The organism is Bartonella clarridgeiae ATCC 51734 (genome assembly GCF_000518185.1).
GTDB lineage: Bacteria > Pseudomonadota > Alphaproteobacteria > Rhizobiales > Rhizobiaceae > Bartonella > Bartonella clarridgeiae.
Map to the genome: position 1 here is coordinate 65,448 of NZ_JADC01000009.1, position 19,586 is coordinate 85,033.

At 35.3% G+C, this 19,586-nt stretch carries 15 protein-coding genes; 5 read left to right on the forward strand and 10 right to left on the reverse strand.

Features of this window, described 5'->3' with window-relative positions:
* Positions 1–25: 25 nt before the first annotated feature.
* On the reverse strand, positions 26–1,246 hold the full coding sequence (gene fabB, locus T420_RS0100695) for a beta-ketoacyl-ACP synthase I (protein WP_013544491.1): 1,221 nt from the start codon (positions 1,244–1,246) through the stop codon (positions 26–28).
* 57 nt (positions 1,247–1,303) lie between these two features.
* A complete protein-coding gene (gene fabA, locus T420_RS0100700) occupies positions 1,304–1,813 on the reverse strand; it encodes a 3-hydroxyacyl-[acyl-carrier-protein] dehydratase FabA (RefSeq protein ID WP_013544492.1) in 510 nt (169 codons plus the stop codon).
* 304 nt (positions 1,814–2,117) lie between these two features.
* On the opposite strand from fabA, the gene irr reads away from it, so the two are divergent.
* Complete coding sequence (irr, locus tag T420_RS0100710; protein ID WP_013544493.1) at positions 2,118–2,549, forward strand: Fur family transcriptional regulator Irr; 432 nt, start codon at positions 2,118–2,120, stop codon at positions 2,547–2,549.
* Positions 2,550–2,609: 60 nt separating this feature from the next.
* On the opposite strand, the gene T420_RS0100715 is transcribed toward irr, so the two are convergent.
* Positions 2,610–3,167 carry an SH3 domain-containing protein gene (locus T420_RS0100715; RefSeq protein ID WP_013544494.1) on the reverse strand — a complete coding sequence of 186 codons (558 nt, stop codon included), beginning with the start codon at positions 3,165–3,167 and terminating at the stop codon, positions 2,610–2,612.
* Between the two features lie 639 nt (positions 3,168–3,806).
* Here T420_RS0100715 and T420_RS06795 point away from each other — a divergent pair.
* Positions 3,807–6,650 carry an autotransporter outer membrane beta-barrel domain-containing protein gene (locus T420_RS06795; RefSeq protein ID WP_013544496.1) on the forward strand — a complete coding sequence of 948 codons (2,844 nt, stop codon included), beginning with the start codon at positions 3,807–3,809 and terminating at the stop codon, positions 6,648–6,650.
* A 504-nt stretch (positions 6,651–7,154) separates the two neighbouring features.
* On the opposite strand, the gene T420_RS0100725 is transcribed toward T420_RS06795, so the two are convergent.
* The 4 genes from T420_RS0100725 to T420_RS0100740 form a co-directional block, all read right to left on the reverse strand.
* Positions 7,155–8,009 carry a C40 family peptidase gene (locus tag T420_RS0100725; protein ID WP_013544497.1) on the reverse strand — a complete coding sequence of 285 codons (855 nt, stop codon included), beginning with the start codon at positions 8,007–8,009 and terminating at the stop codon, positions 7,155–7,157.
* A gap of 124 nt (positions 8,010–8,133) precedes the next feature.
* Complete coding sequence (locus T420_RS0100730; RefSeq protein ID WP_013544498.1) at positions 8,134–9,516, reverse strand: leucyl aminopeptidase family protein; 1,383 nt, start codon at positions 9,514–9,516, stop codon at positions 8,134–8,136.
* A 13-nt stretch (positions 9,517–9,529) separates the two neighbouring features.
* Positions 9,530–10,528 carry a type I pantothenate kinase gene (gene coaA, locus T420_RS0100735; RefSeq protein WP_013544499.1) on the reverse strand — a complete coding sequence of 333 codons (999 nt, stop codon included), beginning with the start codon at positions 10,526–10,528 and terminating at the stop codon, positions 9,530–9,532.
* A 136-nt stretch (positions 10,529–10,664) separates the two neighbouring features.
* On the reverse strand, positions 10,665–11,654 hold the full coding sequence (locus T420_RS0100740) for an asparaginase (RefSeq protein WP_013544500.1): 990 nt from the start codon (positions 11,652–11,654) through the stop codon (positions 10,665–10,667).
* A gap of 220 nt (positions 11,655–11,874) precedes the next feature.
* On the opposite strand from T420_RS0100740, the gene hslV reads away from it, so the two are divergent.
* Entirely contained in the window at positions 11,875–12,456 is a 582-nt protein-coding gene (gene hslV / locus T420_RS0100745; protein ID WP_013544501.1) for an ATP-dependent protease subunit HslV, read from the forward strand.
* Positions 12,457–13,764, forward strand: a complete 1,308-nt coding sequence (gene hslU / locus T420_RS0100750) for an ATP-dependent protease ATPase subunit HslU (RefSeq protein ID WP_013544502.1) — start codon at positions 12,457–12,459, stop codon at positions 13,762–13,764.
* A 20-nt stretch (positions 13,765–13,784) separates the two neighbouring features.
* On the opposite strand, the gene T420_RS0100755 is transcribed toward hslU, so the two are convergent.
* The 3 genes from T420_RS0100755 to rpsO all read right to left on the reverse strand — a co-directional run bounded on the left by T420_RS0100755 (position 13,785) and on the right by rpsO (position 17,560).
* Positions 13,785–14,783: a class I SAM-dependent methyltransferase gene (locus T420_RS0100755; RefSeq protein ID WP_013544503.1), complete on the reverse strand. Its 999-nt coding sequence runs from the start codon at positions 14,781–14,783 to the stop codon at positions 13,785–13,787.
* A gap of 70 nt (positions 14,784–14,853) precedes the next feature.
* Positions 14,854–17,055, reverse strand: a complete 2,202-nt coding sequence (pnp, locus tag T420_RS0100760; RefSeq protein WP_013544504.1) for a polyribonucleotide nucleotidyltransferase — start codon at positions 17,053–17,055, stop codon at positions 14,854–14,856.
* Positions 17,056–17,290: 235 nt separating this feature from the next.
* Entirely contained in the window at positions 17,291–17,560 is a 270-nt protein-coding gene (gene rpsO, locus T420_RS0100765; protein WP_013544505.1) for a 30S ribosomal protein S15, read from the reverse strand.
* Positions 17,561–17,859: 299 nt separating this feature from the next.
* Here rpsO and T420_RS0100775 point away from each other — a divergent pair, with 299 nt between their 5' ends.
* Entirely contained in the window at positions 17,860–19,482 is a 1,623-nt protein-coding gene (locus T420_RS0100775) for an MFS transporter (RefSeq protein WP_013544507.1), read from the forward strand.
* Positions 19,483–19,586 lie beyond the last annotated feature (104 nt).

A 19,586-nucleotide genomic window follows, 5' to 3' on the forward strand; every position in this document is an offset into this window, starting at 1 on the left:
GTTTCAATACACTAAGAATTTCTGCTTATGTATAGCGCTGGAAAACGAGTGTTGCATTGGTACCACCAAAGCCAAAAGTATTTGATAAGACGGTATTAAGTTCTTGATTATCGCAGCGTTTACGAATAATTGGCATATCGGCAAAATCTGGATCAAGTTCTTCAATATGAGCACTTTCACAAATAAAATTATGATTCATCATTAATAGTGTATAAATTGCTTCTTGAACACCTGCTGCACCTAAGGAATGTCCAGTTAAGGATTTTGTAGCAGAGATTGGTGGACATTGGTCACCTGCTCCAAAAATACGACGAATTGCTTTTATTTCAGAAGAATCACCAACAAGTGTTGCTGTTGCATGAGGATTAATATAATCAATTTTATTTTTTACATTTGCAAGAGCCATACGCATGCATCTTTCTGCTCCTTCACCAGATGGGGAAACCATATCATGCCCATCGGATGTAGCGCCATAACCAACAATTTCGCCGTAGATTTTTGCACCGCGCGCTTTAGCTAATTCCAGTTCTTCAAGAACTAAAACACCTGCTCCACCAGCAATGACAAATCCATCACGATTAATGTCATAAGCACGCGAAGCTACTGCTGGTATATCATTATATTTGCTGGACATGGCGCCCATAGCATCGAATAAAACGGATAATGTCCAATCTAGATCTTCGCAACCACCTGCAAAGATACGATTTTGTTTTCCGTATTGTATCATCTCATAAGCATTTCCAATACAATGATTGGATGTAGCACACGCTGAAGAAATCGAATAATTTATTCCTTTAATTTTAAAAAAGGTTGCGAGAGTTGCTGAAGCTGTAGAACTCATTGCTTTAGGGACGACAAAAGGACCAACGCGTTTTGGACCTTTTTGACGTGTAAGATCAGCAGCTTCAACAATTGATCGAGTTGATGGTCCTCCAGAGCCCATAATAATACCAGTATATTCATTTGACACTTCATTAGGTTCTAAACCTGCGTCAACAATTGCTCTGTCCATAGCAATATGATTCCATGCTGTTCCATAACCATGGAAACGCATGGCTCGTCGATCAACAAATTCTTCTATATTAATATTTGGTTTAGCATATACTCTACTACGGAAACCTAGTTCAGCATGTTTTGGTGCGTAGGAAACTCCTGATCTTGCTTCATATAAACTTGTTAAAACGGTTTGAAGTTCATTTCCAATTGCGGAGATAATACCCATTCCGGTTACAACAACTCGATGCATTTATACCTCCTTGTTTCCTATAGAGTAACGAAATATCTTTTCTTATTAAAAGAATGTTTAGCTTTCTTTAAACAAAGCAACACGCAAATCAATAGCTTTATAGATTGTTTCTCCATCTGCTTTTAACGATCCATCGGCTATTCCTAAGACTAAATTTCCACGTCGAATACGTTTAAAATTTATTTCATATTTAAGCAATTTAGTTTGCGGAGTTACCATACCTGATAATTTTACTTCTCCTGTTGAAATAGCACGCCCTTTTCCTGGTTCACCTAACCATCCAAGAAAAAAACCTGTCAATTGCCACATGCCGTCTAAACCAAGACATCCTGGCATAACAGGATCATCGATGAAGTGACAATCAAAAAACCACAAGTCTGGAGTAATGTCAAATTCAGCACAAACTATTCCTTTGTTATATTCTCCATCTGTTTCACTGATATGAGTGATTCGGTGAATCATTAACATTGGAGGTGCAGGTAATTGCGCATTACCTTTACCAAACATTTCGCCGCGAGCGCAGCTTAAAAGCTCTTCATAAGTATAGCGAGACTTTTGTTCAGCCATTGTTATTTCCATTTATCTGCGTATGTTTTTTCTACGCCTCTATTCTAATCTACTTTTAAAGCAAATTTTAAGGAGAGGGAAATGTTTTATATTATTTTGGTGACAAAATTTTTTATGTTTCTTATTGCGAAAGATTATCATTTAAAATATTTAATATCTTATTTTCCTTATTATGTTTAAATTTTAACCCAAACTTGCATATGAATGTAGGACGGTTTATAATACTGCGATGAGTGTTGGTGATTTAAGATTGAATAAATAAAGAACGGTTTATAAGAAATCGTGAGGGAATCGTGAGAAAGTTGTGAATTGCCATTCTTTATCTGAGTTAAAAGAGCATTTGCGTAAAAACGGTTTACGGCCAACGCGTCAGCGATTAGAGCTTGCTAATATGATTTTTTTTCAGGGTAATTGCCATGTTGCTGCTGAAGAGCTATATGAAAAGGCAATCAAATCAAGTGTACCTATATCTTTAGCGACGGTTTATAATACTCTTCATCAGTTTACAGCAGCAGGTTTATTACGGATTATTGCTGTAGAGGGTTCGAAAACTTGGTTTGATACGAATACATCTGATCACTATCATTTTTATATTGAGGGTGAAAATCGTATTATTGACATTCCTTGTAATTTGGAGGGTTCTCCTATTATTGAAAATCTCCCTCAACCACCAAAGGATATGGAAATTTCACATGTTGATTTAATCATCCGTTTAAGGCCAAAGAGTCGCATTTAATTTTAAAAGGTTGAAGGTTGTGTCAAGAATAAAAATTAAATGCTGGTACTTTAAGATTCTTTAATTTTTAATTTTTTCATCAGGATAAATTCCCCATAATTGGGTTTGGTTGAGCCAGCCACGAATGTTATGGATATCCAATTCGCACCAACTTCCGTTACATTGGCGGATATTGCCAATGATATTAGGTTCTACTTCTGCTACAATTTTTGCATTATCTCTTGGATTTTTGCGCAACATGAGTCTGTGTTTTTTATCCTTTTGCCATGGAATAGTTATTGCAGTCCGTTTTCCTGATAAAAGTGATTGGTAAATCCATCCTTCATCTCCCTCAGCATCACGAACTTTGCGCCATTGATCATATTCTTGGATGATTTCAATAGGCAATCCCTGCTTCTGATAAGTAAAGATAATAGAATAATTATTTCCTGGTCCAACGCGCATATTAACACGAGCAGATTTTATCGAAGCAAATCGTGGAAGCGGTAAACCACTAGGACTAAATTCTTGATGTGGTGTTTGTGAATATGAAAAAGCAAAAGAACCAAATAGAAGCCCTCCTGTCATTAATACACATGATAGGAGTACAAAAAACCGAAACCAGATAGAATGTTTCATATTTAAACCTCTTTTTCTTCACTTGTGTAATTTGCAATTTGAGATACGGAGGATAGACTCGAAACTTTATTCAAGTATGGCATACAGCTGGTTAAAGAGGTCTAAATACTCAGAATATTATTATAAAAAATAGTTAAAAATGGTGTACAAATTTGAAAATTTTTATGTCAATTCAATATGATCAGTGATGTAGTCAATGTGAAATTTTTTTCTATAAAGTAGCAGGTATATGATTTGTCTCCTGTTTAATAGGCATAATATCATTTAAAACACATTTATCTGAATTAAAGCTAATATCACAAACTTAATATATTTATTTTCTCGTATTAGATATCTTGGATACTGCAGAAATCTATTTTCAAGTAAAAAGTGGTGGTTTTTGTGTAGAAGGGTGATCTGACATTATTGATTATATCAAACGTGAAATAGTTTGGTTTCATAAAAAGTAATACATATTAAGTTAGGAACAGTTAATAATTTATTTCTTGCTTTACATAAAATACATAGTGTATTAAATTAAATACATTATGTATTAAATTTGAATATGTGTAAAGATAAACTAATACACTTTTTAGTTGTATTAGTTTATTCTTTTGAGGTGTTGATTTTGATCGGAGGGAAAAAAATTGAGGAAAAATTATGCTTAAAGTTTTTAAAAATTATACGTATTTTTGTGCTTGTACAACAAGTGCTTTTTTCTTTTTGCAAAATATAAATGTTAATGCGACATCTAAAGTAGAAGATTGTTCAGAAAATAGTCCTTTTCTTAAGTGTTCTGATGGTAAAACACATACTTTTACGGGTAAGAACTATCAATCGCCTGAGCAGAGTGGCTCTTCGTTTTCTCGGGCGATATTCGTAGAAAAACAGGGAACAGTTATTAATGTGGCAAACGCTACCATTATTAACTCTAAAACAGGTGTATCTGCAAAAGAGAATGGAAAAGTTATTTTGCAGAATTCAACTATTCAGAAAGTAGCAGAAGCTCTTTCTGTTAGTGAAAATGGGACAATTAAAATGGTAGGTGGAACAATTGATTTGGATTATGATAAAGGTAGCATAGGAGTGAGTTCGTGGAGTAGTCAAGGAGTAGAGTTAGAGAATGTTCATATTACGTTGAGTGAAGGGAAGGAGAAGCGTGCAAGTACTGGTTTATATGCTGTGTGTTCTTCTAATAAAATGTGTAATTCCAGAATTACAATGACCAATGGATCAATAAATGTTGTTGGTACTGGTGCTGGAATAGATGAGGATTCTCAAGGTAATATTTTCTTAACTAATGTAAAGATGACAGTAAAGAATGGTGGTGGCAATGAGTATCCTTATGATTCGTTAGGGATATACATTGCTAATAATGCTAGTACATTTAAAATGATTAATGGATCAATTGATTTTACAAATGGAGTCGGAGTACTTGCAAAAAAACAAGGATATGCTGTTTTAGATGGTGTCACAATTACTGGAAGAAACAATGATGATAAGAGTGCGACAGATGATAAGGGTGGGTTATATCTAGATTCAGGAGGATCTATTCTTTTTAAGAATGGACGTATTTCTGTTTCTAATACTTACGGCATAACAGTGTATCAAGCTGTAGATAGGAGTATTGTCGAGGAGAAGGTCAACATTGAAAACTCAACCATTACAGCTGTAATGTATCCAGCTATTTATGTTGCGAAACAAAATTCTTCAATGAGAAATTTTGATGCTAGTGAGAAAAAATCCATTGTTAAATTATCAAATAATTCAAATATTTCTGGAGACCTTTTGTTACAAGCTAAGGGTGGTATTATAGAAATTCAAGCTGATCAGTCTATACTCAAAGGTGGTGTTTCTATTGCTAATGGAGCTATTGCAAAGTTTGATTTAAAGAATAATTCAACATGGACTTTGACAACAAAAAAAAGCAACAATTTTACAAATCAAAGGCACTTGAATAACATCGAGTGGTTTATAACATCTTTAGGATTGGATAATAGTACTGTTCAATTTGATACGCCAAAAAATGTTGTTTATCAAACACTTAAAATTGGAAAAGGATCGGGTATTGTTTATAGTGCTACTAACAATGCTAAGCTTCATTTGAATACTTTTATTAGTAAAGAAAATAACATTAATAACCAAAAGACTGATAGGCTTTTGATTCATGGCGATGTATCCGGTACAACCACTGTTTATGTTACTGGTCAAAATGGAAGTGCAAAAGATGATATAGGAAGGGACGGGAATACTCAAGGTATTTCGCTTATTCAGGTTTCTGGTGCGGCGCAAGAAAATTCTTTCAAATTGGAAGGGGGGTATATTACGATTAACGGTTCACCTTATCGATATAGTCTTTATGCTTATGGTCCAGGTTCTTCTCGCGGTCAGGCTAATATTGATCAAAAGTTAGTTAGTGGTCATGGAAATGATTTTTGGGATTATCGTCTTCAGAGTGAATATATTCCTTCACCACCATTCAAATCTGCATCATCTGAACCTAAATATCCGCAGAAACCGAATTTACCTAAAAAAAGAGTGTCGGCAGTCGTGCCACAACTTCCAAGCTATTTGCTTTTGCCTCATGCTTTACTTCATGCGGGTTTGGTAGATATGAGCAATCAAAACGAACTGTTGGAAATTACGCAAAATACTGCCAATGAACCTGAGCACAATGAAAAGGTAAGCTTTTTTACACGTGGTTATAGCGGTCATCACCGCTATGCTTCGAATTTGACTGTGTTTGAATATGGTTATGGGGCCGATCTTGACTATAATGCTATGATGGCAGGTGTTGTATTAAATACGTTAGAGAGTGAGCATAGTGCGTTGTCTTTTGGAGTTATGGGGTCTTATGGTAAGCTTTCTCTTCAGCCTCATGATGTTGAACAAAGTCAAAAGAGTACATTTAATAAATGGTCAGGAAAGCTTTATGCTCATTTGCAGCATGATACAGGCTTTTATGTGAATGGATTTATGTTTTATGATCTTTTTAATGGTGATGTTGCAACTTTTGTTCGGGGAAAAACAACAATATTAAAAGGTACACTTTTCAGCGCCTCTTTGATGGGGGGGCAAGCTATTATAACGAATTATGACGGATTTATTATTGAACCGCAGCTTCAGATCATTTATCAGTCTATCATGTTTAATAAAGCTCGTGATATTGATCATTTTGATATTGAATTAGGAAACCATGATCAGGTGATAGCGCGTGTTGGTGGTTGTTTGATGAAAGCTGTTACCTCTTCTGAAGAAGCACGTGTTGTTTCTTTTTATAGCAAACTTCATCTTGCGCATAATTATGAAAACAAACGGATGGTGTATTTTAAAGATGCTTTTCAGTTAGGGGCATTTGGTTCTGCAATTGAAACAGGTTTAGGTTTTCATGCCCAATTATTTCCTAATATAGCGCTTCATGGTGATCTGTTATATAAACATAAATTAACCAAAGCTGGTTTCTCTGGAATTAGTGTTTCGGGTGGATTGCGCTATCAATTTTAATTCATAAAGATTAGCTTATTTTTGTTTTTAACAACTGTTATAAGTTCCGTTAAATTTTTTAGTGGAACTTATACGGATTTTTATCCTAGTTTTCAGAAGTATTTATGACATTTTATAGGCACATCGAGGTACTAAAACATATTTAATAGTAATGTAGTATTTAGAACTTACGCATTTAATTTGGAAAGATAAAGATATTGTGTCAAAAGATAAAATAATTTTCGTTAAAAACAATATAATTTGCTATCCAAAAATTCCACAAAATATGCCATTTTGATAAATTATGTAGAGGTAAATTAGAAAATCTTCATTTTATTTGATCCTCATTTGAAAAAATGATTTGTAATATCAAAAGGTTAAATATAGAAAAAATAGTCGATTAAAGAGATAAAAAATAATTATAGGTTGTATTTAAAAACATTAAAAATTTAAATTAATTCGACGAACAGAATGTTCTAAAATGGTGTTTAGAACAGTGCAGGTGTTGGATTTTGTATAATGTTGTTAAAGTGGTCGACGCTTTGCTACAGGATATTTATGATTTTTGGCAATCCGTTTAATTGCTTCTTCTAAAGGTTCAATCATAACATCCATAGAATAGCCATTTGCATGAATGATATTTTTATGGTCGACCATAATTGCAACATGACCTTTCCAAAAAATCAAATCACCTCGTTCAAGAGTATCAGTGTCTGTTAGTTGTTCTCCTATGGTTTGCTGTTGCATATTAGTATCACGTAAAACCATTTTCCCTGCCATCATCATAGAAAGTTGGACTAATCCAGAGCAATCAAGACCAAAGCCACTAACGCCACCCCAAAGATAAGGTGTACGAATAAAAGTTTGTGCAACAGTTACATAATCTTCAAAAGTATGTTCAATAGGGTGAAGATGAGAAGAAATAATAGCTGTTCCATTTTCAAGAATAGAATACATTGTACCACGTGTTTCAGTTTCATTAACGACACTTACTTTGCTTCCCATAGATAAAGCGGATTCTACGGTTTTTTTTAAGTCAGCTTGCGAATATTGGAAAGTACGAGGAACTGAAACAATATGCGTTTGTTTTATGGTTGATGTGCAAAGAATTTGTGTATCAATATAACCTATGTAATCATCTTTAAGTGATTGCACCTTTGACATGGTTTCACCTTGCTCAAGGATTAAGATTTCTTCTCCGAAGAGGCACTCTGTTTGCCTTTCACTTTTTTTACTGTTCTCTTTAAATAGACCTGCAACAGCTTTATTAACTCGCCTTTTTTTTTCTTGAGCAGAACAGGGAGTCTTTATTTCTTTTGCAGATTGTTGATTTGTGAAGTTATCTTTAGATGTATGCAACTGTGGATTTTTATGAGGCATTTTTTTATCTTTTATTATTTTGAATTTATTTCTTTAATAGTCTAATGGTGAATATTAATGCATTTTTCTCTGACAGGAAAAATAAAATTGTCATTTTTTTCAAGCTGTTGTACATCTTCACCGATTATTTATATCGAATTTGATCTTTGAAGAGATTATAAAGAGCCCGGATGGCTTGTGCAGTGCCACCGATAGGGTGGCCTGGTGTTTCTTTTGGAGTCCACCCATAAAGGTCAAAATGAGCAAAATTTTCAGCTTTTTCGACAAAAGAATTTAAAAATAGAGCAGCAGTTATAGAACCAGCAAAGTTGTTACCGGATGTATTATTAATATCAGCAATCGATGATGATAACATTTCTTTATAGGGTTTCCAAAGAGGCATTTGCCATAGAGGATCAGCAACAGAATTTGCTGACTGAGAAATTTTTTGTGCCCAGATTGGGTTACTGCAATAGAATGCAGGAAGATCTGGCCCTAATGCTATGCGAGCAGCTCCTGTTAAAGTAGCCATACAAATCATGAATTGTGGTTTTTTTTCATCACCATAGGTTAGGGCATCGGCAAGAATAAGCCGACCCTCAGCATCTGTATTGCCAACCTCAACACTTAATCCTTTACGGCTTTGAAGGATATCACCTGGTCGGAAAGCATTAGCAGAAATAGCATTTTCAACGGCGGGAATTAAAACGTGTAAACAAAAGGGTAGTTTTGCATCCATGATTATTTTAGCTAATCCCAAAACATGTGCACTACCACCCATATCCTTTTTCATTAATAACATATTGTTAGCAGATTTAATATCTAATCCTCCAGTATCAAAGGTTACTCCTTTGCCAACTAATGTGATTTTAGGATGGTTTTCTTGTCCCCATTGTAGTTCAATGAGCCGTGGTGCAATGCTGCTTGCTCGTCCTACAGTATGAATCATCGGAAAATTTTGTGTTAAAAGCTCATCTCCACAAATACTTTTGACATGGGCCTTATAAGTTTGTCCTAGCTGTCGTGTTGTTATTTCGAGAGTATCAGGATTCATATCATTGGCTGGAATATTGATAAGATCACGGACCAAAAAGACAGTTTCATAAATTCGTTTAAGTTCATCCAGATCAATTACGTTATGTACATGGATCGATAGTGATTTAGAAGTGGATTTTTGACGATAGCGGCTAAATTGATAGCTTCCAAATGCTAATCCAAGATAAGTATTCATTTCATTTGAGGCTGTTCCTTCTAAATGCCAATTGCCAGTAGGGAGGTTTTTAGGAAGGAGTCCAGTGATGAAAGGGTTTTCCTTATCACCTAGCCCAAATAAAACTTTTTTTAATTGCCCTGTTTCGTGAGGAACAAATAATATTTGTCCTGCTTTTCCAGTAAAATCATTCACTTGCATCCATGAGGTTATTGACGAATCAAGGGATAAATTGGCAAGACTTTTTGTATCAATTAAGAGGATAGGACAGCTTTTATCAGAACGTGTTGCAGTGAAATTGATTTGGTGTTGAAGCATGTATTTATAATCCTTATAGTTTTCGAAGTGCAACATATTCAACCAAATGATTTTTTCCCTTTCTTAGAATGAGATCAGCTCGTGGTCGTGTTGGCAATATATTTTCTTGTAAATTTTTTAGATTAATTGTTTGCCAAAGGTTTTCAGCAATTTGTGAGGCTTCTTCTTCATTTAACAGTGCATAACGGTGAAAATAGGATTCGGGTTTTTGAAAGGCTGTTTTACGTAAACGTTTGAAACGTTCTAAATACCATTGATGGATCACTTCTGTTGCAGCGTCTACATAGATTGAGAAATCAAAAAAGTCTGAAACAAAAGGTACAATTTTTCCATCTTTGGGATAATCACTCACTTGAAGTACATTAACACCTTCAACAATTAAAATATCGGGTCGATCAATAATAATTTTTTGATTTTCTAAAACATCGTAAGTCATATGCGAATAAAGCGGTGCGCTAACATTACTAATACCTGCTTTTACGTCAGAAAGAAAGCGCAGTAATTTTTTAATATCATAGGAATCAGGAAATCCTTTACGATTCATACGATTTTTTTCTTGTAAAATGATATTGGGATAAAGAAATCCATCAGTTGTAATAAGATCAACTTTAAGACTGGACTTCCATCGTTTCATAAGCTCTTGGAGAATACGTGCGGTTGTTGATTTCCCTACTGCAACAGAACCAGAAATTCCAATGATAAAGGGAGTTTTTTGGATGTCTGTTTGATGCAAAAATATTTGACGTTTTCGGAAAAGTTCCTGTACTGCCTCAACATGATACGATAAGAGACGTGCTAAAGAAAGGTAAATACATTGCACTTCTTCCAAATCGATGGGATCATCCATTGATCGTAAACGCTTAATTTCATCAAAAGTTAAGGTAAGTGGTGTATTTGCACGAAACTGAGACCATTCCTGTACAGTAAAGAAAGTATAGGGAGAATATTGCTCAGAAACATAATTGATCAAGTTATCTTCTTGATCACCTTTTAATGAAATAATATCAATCATTTTTATTGGCCAAGAGTTTTTTAGACTATTTTTTAGTTAGCAATGGTCATGATTGAGAATAGGAAGGAAAATTATTTTAGTTACAAAGCTTATGTTTCGCATGTTTTTTTCTTTAAAATAATGAGTAATATTAGACTTAACTTATAGTCCAGTTATTCCAGCATGCAATGATTTGTTTTTGTGATAGACCTTTTGCCAAAAAAGCCCATAAAAGTAAACGTGCTTTTACTGCTGATAAATAGCCAGACATTAAAGCACCAGAAGCGATCATATCAATTTCTGATCCTTTATAACCATAGGTTGTACGAGTTGTTGGGCCATGATGAGAACGGCTTGCAATGATGATTGGTATTTTCTTAGCATATTGTCGCACTATATCTGCTTCTTGAAAACTGCAATGACCTGCACCAAAACCTGCTATGATAAGACCTGCATAATGTCCACTTTCAAGGCAAAATCTCATCAAATTTGTATCAGATGATAAATAGGAATATAGAAGTGCAACTTGATGATCAATCTTTTGAGGAACTGTAAAAATTGTAGGAACAAAATTTCGATCATTGAAATAAAAGAGTTTTCCTTCTAAAATTGTTCCTAGAATACCTGCTAGACCTGATTGAAGTGTTTCAACTTTAACAGTATGGCTTTTTTGTACCCAGTAAGGTGAATGAATAGTATCATTCATTACAACGAGGACCCCTCTATTCCGACTTTGTGGATCAGCAGCGACGCGGGTTGCAGCCAAAAGATTAGCAGGTCCGTCAGCACTTGCTTCACAGGGTATACGCATAGCACCGGTCACAACAAGTGGTTCAGCTTTATTCCAATAGAGAGAAAGAAAAAAAGCTGTTTCTTCCAGTGTATCGGTACCTTGTGTTAAAACAATACCATCTGCACCGGCCTTGATTTGTTGTGTTGCCCACTCTATTGTTTCGAGAAGAATTGTAAAAGATAGAGATCCGCTTGGTAATTGTGTTAACGTTTGACTGTGAATATCAGCAATGTTTTTTAAACCAGGAACATTTTTTATGAGCATATCTGATGTTAAAATCGGCTGCATTTGGCCCAAATTATCAGCTGTCATTGCAATTGTTCCGCCTAATGTTCCTACTACTATTTTTTTCATAATTTTTCCTTGTAAGAAGGCAGATTGCTTATACAAAGTAATATAACAATAATTCGAGTATACAACAATGATATCATTTTTATATATTGAGCAAATTTATATATTGAGCAAAATTGAGATATGCTCAGTCGTTGTGTTTTGCAGTATATATTATTAAATAAAAAGATTAGTGATTTGATTTTATGGATGATAAAAGGAAGCAATGTTAAGGAGTTTTCTTATGACAGAGCATAAGCCTAATATTATGTATGGTACAACAATTGTAACTGTAAGAAAAGACAATAAAGTGGTTATGGCTGGTGATGGTCAGGTTTCACTTGGACAAACAATTATGAAAAGTAATGCACGCAAAGTCCGTCGTCTTGGGAAAGGCGGAACAGTGATAGCTGGTTTTGCAGGTGCTACAGCCGATGCTTTTACATTATTGGAAAGATTAGAGACAAAACTTGAGCAATATCCTGATCAGCTTATGCGTGCATGTGTAGAACTTGCAAAAGATTGGCGCACCGATCGTTATTTACGCCGTCTTGAAGCGATGATGCTTGTGGCTGATAAAAAAGTTACTTTGGCTTTAACAGGTCTTGGTGATGTATTAGAACCAGAAGATGGGGTTATGGCAATTGGTTCTGGAGGGAATTTTGCTTTGTCAGCTGCACGAGTACTGATGGATATCGATTTAGATGCAGAAGCTATTGCATGTAAAGCCATGAGTATTGCTGCTAAAATTTGTGTTTACACCAATGACAATTTTACAATAGAAACGTTGGATGCTGAATTACCTTCTTTAGAGAAAGCTATTTGAATGTGTATTGTATTTTCTCCCCGCGAGACTGTTTCTGAACTTGATCGTTTTATTATTGGACAAAATGATGCTAAGCGTTCTGTTGCTATTGCACTGCGTAATCGATGGCGTCGACAACAGCTTGAAGGGCAAATGCGTGAAGAAGTTATGCCCAAAAATATCTTGATGATAGGACCAACGGGTGTTGGTAAAACAGGAATAGCTCGTCGATTAGCAAAACTTTCTGGAGCGCCTTTCGTTAAAGTAGAAGCCACTAAATTTACCGAAGTGGGTTACGTTGGGCGTGATGTTGAGCAAATTATTCGTGATCTCGTTGAAATTGCAATTTCCCTTGTGCGTGAAAAAAAACGTGATGGAGTAAAGGCAAAAGCTCATATTAATGCTGAAGAACGAGTTTTAGACGCTCTTGTGGGAAAAACGGCAAGTCCTGTTACTCGTGATAGTTTTCGTAAAAAATTGCGCGAAGGAGAATTAGATGACAAAGAGATTGAGATTGAAGTAACTGATAATAGTAATAGTGCTCCAACTTTTGATATTCCTGGTATGCCCGGTGCGCAAATGGGTATTATGAATTTATCAGATATTTTTGGAAAAATGGGTATTCGTACAAAGATACGCAAAGCAACTGTAAGGGATGCTTTTAAACCATTAATTGATGATGAATCTGAAAAACTCCTTGATCAAGATCAAATTATTCAAGAGGCACTGCGTGTTGCTGAAAATGATGGAATCGTTTTCATTGATGAGATTGATAAAATTGCGACTCGAGATGGTGGAGCAGGCGCTGCTGTTTCACGTGAAGGGGTCCAACGGGATCTGCTGCCTTTAGTTGAAGGAACAACGATTGCAACCAAATATGGGCAAATAAAAACAGATCATATTCTTTTTATTGCTTCTGGTGCATTTCATGTATCTAAACCATCCGATTTATTGCCAGAACTTCAAGGTCGTTTGCCTATCCGTGTAGAGTTAAATGCTTTAACAAGGGAAGATTTACGACGTATTCTTACTGAACCTGAAGCCAGTTTGATTAAACAATATGTTGCTTTAATGGCAACAGAAGAAGTCCATTTAGAAATTACTGATGACGCAATTGATGCTTTAGCTGATATTGCTGTTGATTTAAATGCGAGGATTGAAAATATTGGAGCACGTCGTTTGCAAACAGTTATGGAACGTGTTTTGGATGAAATTTCTTTTACAGCACCTGATAAGGCCGGTACTTCATTTAAAGTTGATGCTGATTATGTTAGAAAGTCTATAGGAGAGCTTGCTTCTGATATCGATCTTTCACGTTTTATTCTTTAGGAGTTTTTGTGTATTTTGATCTATCGACGTGCTTCGATAATTTTGAAACCATGAACTTCTTCATGTATAAAAACTGTGCGAAAGAGTTTCTTTAATAATTTTTCATAAGGAAGATGACGGTTTGCAACAAGAAGAAAGTGACCTTTAGGTTTAAGATATTTTGCAGCATTTGTAATGAAATGCTTTCCTAATGAGATATCTGTCGCTTTTTGTGTATGAAATGGTGGATTTGAAATGATTGTGTCATAAAGATTTTTGATAGGCTCACAAACAAGATCATGCCAATAAAAGCTAATTGGAATAGAGGTTGTTATGTGTTTCATATTTTTTTTTGCTGTTTCTAAAGCATTATAGTCCGCTTCATAAAGGTCGAGTGTGGTTAAGTTTTTGCTTACTTTAAGTGCAGTGTAAGAAAGAAATCCCCAACCAGCTCCAAAATCAGCTGTTTTTCCAGAAATGACTTTTTGTATATAAGGTACAAGTGCAGCAGATCCCGGATCAATACGGCCGTGAGAAAACATACCAGAAGTAGTTTGAAATTTATTTTCAAAACTGAGTGGTGATGAACGAAAATGAGTGAGATTTTGTTTATCTATTTGTTGTGGCACTTGAATCCAGAAAACATGGCTATGATTTTTGGATAATTTTTTACTAATAGGAACAATAGTTTTAATCCATTTCATTATTGAGGCAGAACCAACAGTTTTTTCCCCACTGACAATGATCCATCCACCAGGTTTGACTCGTTCTAGTAGATCAAGAAAACGATTGTGATTGAGATCACGATATTTACTAAGTTGTAGCAGTGCTCCATCATAGATCATAGTTTGATTTATTTGGGGGCTACATCGAAATTTAGCATTGGTAAATTTTAAAAAATCCGGTCGCCAAGGGGTTACAATTTCAAGGTTTTTTATCCACTCTTGATCAGGAATTTCGGTTAAACCAAAACCTAGAAAATGTTGGTTCGAATAAGGTTTAGGGAGATCATAGATTTCAAAAGGCAAAAACAGAGACACATTTTATTCTTTCAAAGAAATGCCTCTTCAATATTAGAACGGCATTTTATTTAATAATAAGAAAATAAGATTAATCCTCTTTTTTCTTACTACGGTGTTTCTTTTCAGATGGATTCTTTTCATCAGTATTATTGTCTTTTTCTGTTTTTATCGAGTCATTATTGATAAGTTCTTTTCCAGTTTGTTGGTCGACAACTTTCATCGATAACCGAATTTTACCACGTTCATCAAAACCCATTAATTTAACCCAAACCTTATCACCTTCTTTGACAATATCGGTTGTTTTTGCTACGCGTTCTGATGCAAGTTGAGAGATATGAACAAGTCCATCGCGTGAACCAAAAAAGTTAACAAATGCACCGAATTCTGCAATTTTAACAACCGTTCCTTGATAAATAGCACCGATTTCAGGTTCATCAACAATCGAAAGGATCCAATGTTTTGCTGCTTCAATGGTTTTTAGATCAGAAGAAGCAATTTTAATTGTTCCATCATCTTCAATATTAATTTTAGCTCCAGTTTTTTCTACAATTTCCCGTATCACTTTACCACCAGAACCGATAACATCACGAATTTTATCTACAGTAATGTTCATCATTTCAATACGTGGAGAAAATTCGCTGAGTTCACTCCGTGCACTAGTTAAGGCTTTTGCCATTTCATTGAGAATATGGATTCGACCATCTTTAGCTTGTGCAAGTGCAATTTTCATAATCTCTTCAGTAATGCCATCAATTTTGATATCCATTTGCAAAGAAGTAATACCGTTTTCTGTACCCGCTACTTTGAAATCCATATCACCAAGGTGATCTTCATCCCCTAAAATGTCAGATAGAATAGCAAATTTTTCACCTTCTTTAATCAAGCCCATTGCAATACCAGCAACAGGACGTGCTAGAGGAACACCAGCATCCATGAGTGCTAGTGAGGTTCCGCAAACGGTTGCCATTGAAGAAGATCCATTTGATTCGGTAATTTCTGATACAGTACGAATGGTGTAGGGAAAGGATTCTTTTGTCGGCAACATGGGATGAATAGCGCGCCATGCCAGTTTACCATGACCAATTTCGCGGCGGCCAGGAGAGCCAATACGGCCTATTTCACCTACTGAAAAAGGCGGGAAATTGTAATGAAGGAGGAATGTTTCTTTATACATACCTGTTAAGGAGTCTATATATTGCTCATCTTCTCCAGTTCCTAATGTTGTTACGACAAGTGCTTGTGTTTCACCACGGGTAAATAACGCTGATCCGTGTGTGCGGGGCAAAATACCAACCTCTGATTGAATTGCACGAACATCTGAAGGATTACGCCCATCAATACGTTTTCCGGTATCAAGGATATTTTGGCGAACGATTTTTGCTTGCAAATGTTTGAAAACAGTTGCAATCTGATCTGTATTAAATTCGCAGTTTTCTTCTGTTTTCTGCATAAATTTATTGATGACTTCTTCTTTAAGAACATCAATCGCAGTGTGACGTTTTTGTTTATCAGTGATTGTATAAGCGTCTTTCAGGTCCTGTTCGACCATTTTAAGCATATTTTTTTCAAGGACAGACAGATTTTCTGGAATAAAATCGCGAGGTTCTTTAGCGGCTACTTCGGCAAGTTTGATAATGGCATTAATTACAGGTTGAAAACTTTTTTGGCCAAACATGATAGCGTTCAACATTACATTTTCAGGTAACTCATGCGCTTCTGATTCAACCATTAGTACAGCATTTTCTGTTCCAGCAACAACAAGATCAAGTTTTGATTCAGGCATCTCATCAATATTAGGATTGAGAATATACTGTCCATTACAATAGCCAATACGAGCAGCAGCAATTGGACCCATAAAAGGAATACCTGATAGAGTTAATGCAGCAGAAGATGCAATTATAGCAAGGATATCGGGATTATTTTCTAGATCATGCTGAATAACAGAGACGATCACCTGTGTGTCATTTTTATAACCTTCGACAAAGAGAGGACGAATTGGACGATCAATCAACCGTGAAATCAAAGTTTCACTTTCATTTGGACGGTTTTCTCGTTTAAAATAACCGCCAGGTATTTTACCAACTGCATAGTTTTTTTCTTGATAATTAACGGTGAGCGGAAAAAAATTTTGATCTGGTTTTGGAGTTTTTGCTGAAACGACAGTTGCCAAAACAACAGTTTCACCATATGTAGCAATAATTGCACCATCTGCTTGACGTGCAATTTTTCCTGTTTCGAGGATAAGTGGCCGACCGGCCCATTCAATTTCTACCTTATGGGTTTTAAACATTTTTTATCCTTAATGACCAATATTTATATTCTGGTTTTGCGTTATGTTTTAAAGTTATGAGCAATACAACAAGATATTTCTATTTTTTGCAAAGAGAGAGACAGGTAACAGATCGAATGCCACTTATCCGGCAATCTTACTCACGATTCTTCATTAGTCTTTGATTACAGATTACAAGCAGCATATTAAAACAAAAGGATGATTTTTCATAGAGAAAATAATCACCTACTTTTCTTTAACGGCGTAGACCTAGTCTCTCGATAAGCTTTTGGTAGCGATCTTGATCAATGTCTTTTAGGTAATCAAGAAGTCGGCGGCGTTGGGATACCATCTTTAAAAGACCACGACGGGAATGATTATCCTTTTTGTGAGATTTAAAATGGTTGGTTAAATTAGAAATGCGTTCAGAAAGAATAGCAACCTGTACTTCTGGTGAACCTGTATCACCCATTTTAATTGCATATTCTGTAATAAGAGCTTGTTTACGCTCAGCAGTAATCGACATCGTACCATCCTTTCAAAAAATGAGAAAAAACACCTATAGCCGAGATGTCGTCCAGCAAAGGCTATGAAATAACAAGAGAAGAAAAAACTCTTACTTATTTTGATGCTTATATAGGAAATAAAGTTAAAATACTAGTCCTTGAAGATTTTCTTCAGCAAATGAGTTTATTTGGGAATATTTATTTTAAGATTTTTTTATGAAAGTTTCTTAAAGAATTATTATTCTAATTGATAGAAAAGATTATAACTTTACATGATGCATTAAAAGAGAAGAAAAAACTGCTGATTTGGAGACAAAAGATGCAGAGGATTTCAACATTAGAGATTTTTCATAATTCAACATTCAGAAATTTGTGGATTGCTACTCTTGTAGCTAATTTAGGGGGACTTGTACAGACGGTTGGAGCAAGCTGGATGATGACATTGATTAGTTCTTCGCATTCTATGGTAGGATTTGTGCAAAGTGCTACGACATTACCACTTGTTTTCTTTTCTCTGATGGCAGGTGCATTAGCTGACAATTTTAATCGGCGTCGTATTATGCTTTTTGCACAAATTATGATGATGATTGTCTCAATTAATTTGGTTATTTTATCTTATATGGAACTAATTACCCCCTGGCTTCTCTTATTCTTTACATTTTTGATTGGATGTGGAAGCGCTTTGTATAATCCTTCTTGGCAAGCAACAATAGGAGATATTGTGAATCGAGAAAGTATTTCTACTGCCGTTAGTTTGAATAGTGTTGGTTTGAATTTAATGCGCAGTATAGGTCCTTCTATTGGAGGAGCTATTATTTCTACTTTGGGTGGTATTGCAGCTTTTTTTGTCAATGCGTTGAGTTATATTCCTTTAATTGGCGTTTTGTTTTTATGGAAACCAAATTATAAAAACAATACATTACCACGGGAGAGGTTTTTGGGATCTGTAGCAGATGGTCTACGTTATGTAGCAATGTCTCCCAATCTTCTGAATATTATGACAAGAGCTTTCCTTTTTTGTGTTGGTGCTATTTCTGTTTTTGCGCTATTGCCAATTGTTGTACATGATTTTTTTGGGGGGAATGCACTGCTTTATGGTACATTACTTAGTTGTTTTGGTCTCGGAGCCATTACAGCTGGCATTATTAATTCGTTTGTACGAAGCCATTTTAAGTCAGAAATAATTGTTACAAGTGCATTTGTTGGACTTTCTTTTTCTTGCTTTTTTTTGGCAATGAGTCGTTCGTTGTTTATAAGTCACTTTGTTTTATTTCCTGCTGGTTTATGTTGGGTTTGGGCATTATCACTATTTAATACTTCTGTACAGCTTTCTACACCACGCTGGGTTGTTGCGCGTGCTTTAGCGCTTTATCAAACTGCATCTTATGGTGGTATGGCAGTTGGAAGTGCAATCTGGGGCGCATTGGCTGATGGCTATTCTTTAACAGTTGCTTTGAATGTTTGCGCGATATTCTTAATTTGTGGAGCTCTTACAGGTATTAAATTCAGAATTCAAGAAATTCCTCAAATTAATCTTGAACCGCTTGATCAATTTAGAGAGCCAGATCTTTCATTAGACTTAGAAGCACAAAGTGGTCCAATTATGATTATGATTGATTATCAGATTAATGAAAATGATCTTGCAGAATTTCTAGAAATTATGACACGTCGCCGCCATATTCGAATACGTGATGGTGCTCGCCAGTGGGTTCTTTTGCGTGATCTTGAAAGACCAGAATATTGGACAGAATCTTATCATATGCCAACATGGGTGGATTATTTGCGTCATAATCGCCGTCGCACAAAAGCAGATGTAGAGGTTAACAAACATCTTGATAAGTTAAACCGCATATCCAATGGCATAAAGGTGCATCGTATGATTAAGTGGCAAACAGTACCAAAAATTAATGAGATGCGTTTGAAATTGTCTAATAATCAATAATTTGAATGGTATAGAATTGAGTATAAGGCAGAAAAAATAGCTGTATTTTGATCAATCTAGAAAAAATCTTCCGCACAAGGAACCTAGCATTAGAAATAACAGTT